General features: G+C 64.0%; 5 protein-coding genes. 1 reads left to right on the forward strand and 4 read right to left on the reverse strand.

Annotated features, from left to right (window positions below):
- The first annotated feature begins 183 nt into the window (after positions 1 to 183).
- Entirely contained in the window at positions 184 to 525 is a 342-nt protein-coding gene (locus GF068_RS42245; protein ID WP_153825251.1) for a helix-turn-helix domain-containing protein, read from the forward strand.
- An 80-nt stretch (positions 526 to 605) separates the two neighbouring features.
- On the opposite strand, the gene GF068_RS42250 is transcribed toward GF068_RS42245, so the two are convergent.
- The 4 genes from GF068_RS42250 to GF068_RS44660 all read right to left on the reverse strand — a co-directional run.
- Complete coding sequence (locus tag GF068_RS42250; RefSeq protein WP_153825252.1) at positions 606 to 989, reverse strand: hypothetical protein; 384 nt, start codon at positions 987 to 989, stop codon at positions 606 to 608.
- Complete coding sequence (locus GF068_RS42255) at positions 986 to 1,444, reverse strand: hypothetical protein (RefSeq protein WP_153825253.1); 459 nt, start codon at positions 1,442 to 1,444, stop codon at positions 986 to 988. The genes GF068_RS42250 and GF068_RS42255 overlap by 4 nt, the downstream gene beginning before the upstream one ends.
- A gap of 23 nt (positions 1,445 to 1,467) precedes the next feature.
- On the reverse strand, positions 1,468 to 1,818 hold the full coding sequence (locus GF068_RS42260; protein WP_153825254.1) for a hypothetical protein: 351 nt from the start codon (positions 1,816 to 1,818) through the stop codon (positions 1,468 to 1,470).
- Positions 1,819 to 1,875: 57 nt separating this feature from the next.
- Positions 1,876 to 2,064 (reverse strand): hypothetical protein (locus GF068_RS44660; RefSeq protein ID WP_206079672.1); only part of this gene is annotated, 189 nt, incomplete at its 5' end.

Here is a 2,064-nt window from a genome sequence, read left to right on the forward strand (position 1 = left end):
TGCTCGGGGGTCTTGTTTTTGCCTGTTCTCTGCCGGCCCCCGCCGCCGGGGGTGGGGGGCCGCGTGGGGGCGCCCACCCCGGCTGGGCCCCACGACCTCTCTTTTGTTTGTCCGCAGGGTTTGTCTCCGGGAGGAACCTGTGGTAGGGACCTCGGACCACTCACGCGCGAGTAGGAGGAACCCGTGCCCCGACGAACCGAAGCAAAACCATTCTGCCTGAAGGTTGGCGCTCGTCTCCGCGAGCTACGAAAAGAGCGCGGCCTGTCCTTGCAGGACCTTGCCGAAGCTTCCGCGATCTCGAAAGGCCACCTGTCGAGCATCGAGCAGGGCCTGGCGGCGATCACCATCGAGACCGTCGAGCGCATCGCACGCGCGCTCGACGTACCCCCGTTTTGCGTCATGACTTTCCCGGCGGACGACGAGGTAAATCGTATCGCGGATCTCGCTCGCAAGGTGCCGAAGGGCGACCGCCGGAAGGTTCGGAAAGACCTCGAAGCGCGCACGACGCACGAGCCCCCGAAGTAAAGTCTACGTCTCGCCCTCGGCATAATGCCGCATTCGGTTGAAGCCAGGCTGGGGGCGGAAGTAAGTTGGACGCGGCCTGGTCAGGGCTCGGTAGACTTCCTCGCCATCGCGACCACCTCGGGCTGCACGAGCCCGACGAGCACCTGTACCACGTCCGCGACCGCCACGATGCGCTCGCGCCTGGTTTTCGTGTGCTTGTCACCCGCCAAAGCGAGCACCCCGAGGGACCACCCTTCGAGCACGATGAGGACCCTCGATAGGACGACCTCGGGAGGATCCGGCGGGGCTCCCGGCGTCGACTTCAGCTCGGGCCGCACGAGAGGGATCAGCGTCGAGAGTACGTCCGCGACCGCGATGGCATGCGCCAGTTTTCGTCCTGGATTCGTAGCGGCTCCTGCGAGCACACCCTGGGACCAGCCGTCGAGCACTTCGAGGAGCCTGCGGAGAAGGTGGCCGTACATCATGACTTCCTCGGGGAGCTCCGGCGCCCACCCCCGACGCCGCGCCGCTTCGACGGTCGTCGGGCTTTTTCCCTCGTCCAGCGTTCCACCAAGCGTTTGGTATTGAGCTCGACCTCGATCGCCATCGTGCGGATCGTTGGATGGCGCTCGTCCTCATGCGTCAATTCGTACCCTTCGAACAGGTCTCGTCCCTCGTGGGTACTTGCTATCGTGCTCCACCACACGTAAACACGGCCATCGCTGCCGAACGCAAGGTTTCCCCTGATTGCCCAAGCAAGAATGGGCCGATAATCGAGCCGTGCGAGCTCTCTTCGCGTGAGCGCCAGCCCGGTGAACCAACGACGGCCCCGCTTCGGGCGACCACGCATGTAAATTCGCCCATCCGTCGCAAACACGAAATTCAGCTCGGCGGCACGACGCTGCCATCGTCCGCAATCATCCAGCGCGTTCTTGGACATGGCTCCTCGGTCCACTTTAACCATCACTTCACGCGCGTCGCTATGGTGACGTTGAACGCCGTTCGGTGGATCTCCTGGACAACGCGTTCGGCTTCCTCGGCGGTCAGGGCGTAACCCCTGAACTCTTTGCGCCCTTCGGGATCGAGCGTCCCCTCTTGGACGTACACGCAGCCATCGCTTCCGAGCGCGAGGAGCTGGAGGCAGGCCCAGCGGAGCAAGCCCTGCGTGCCGTGCTGCGCGCGTTCCTCGGCGGTGAGCGCGTATCCGGTGAACACGCGCCGCCCCGCGGGCGGCTCCTCCTCGAAGTGGAGGTAGATCGCGCCATCGCTCGCAAGTACAAGCTCGGTTTCGATGGTTCCAGGTTCGCTTGCCATATTTGCACTCCTCACAGTGGATTGGGGACTACACGCTTGCGATCTGCGTGCATTCACCTAACCTTGGATCTTCAGCTTCAGCCTTTCTGCCGGCTCGAGCAACGCACCAGGCGACAGGTTATCTACGCGCACACTGTCCTGCAGCGACGCGACGTTTTCGCGCGAGCTCTGGTGCAGTGGGGGTGGGATGTCAGCTCGGCGGCGTGGCGCGGGCTTCTGCTTCGGCGATCTTTCTTCGGAGGTAGT

It is taken from the genome of Polyangium spumosum (genome assembly GCF_009649845.1).
GTDB classification, from domain to species: domain Bacteria; phylum Myxococcota_A; class Polyangia; order Polyangiales; family Polyangiaceae; genus Polyangium; species Polyangium spumosum.

Bases quoted from the DNA above. Each gene is read 5' to 3' on its own strand.
- GF068_RS42250 (WP_153825252.1), bottom strand. From the start codon at position 989: ATGATGTACGGCCACCTTCTCCGCAGGCTCCTCGAAGTGCTCGACGGC.
- GF068_RS42255 (WP_153825253.1), bottom strand. From the start codon at position 1,444: ATGTCCAAGAACGCGCTGGATGATTGCGGACGATGGCAGCGTCGTGCC.
- GF068_RS42260 (WP_153825254.1), bottom strand. From the start codon at position 1,818: ATGGCAAGCGAACCTGGAACCATCGAAACCGAGCTTGTACTTGCGAGC.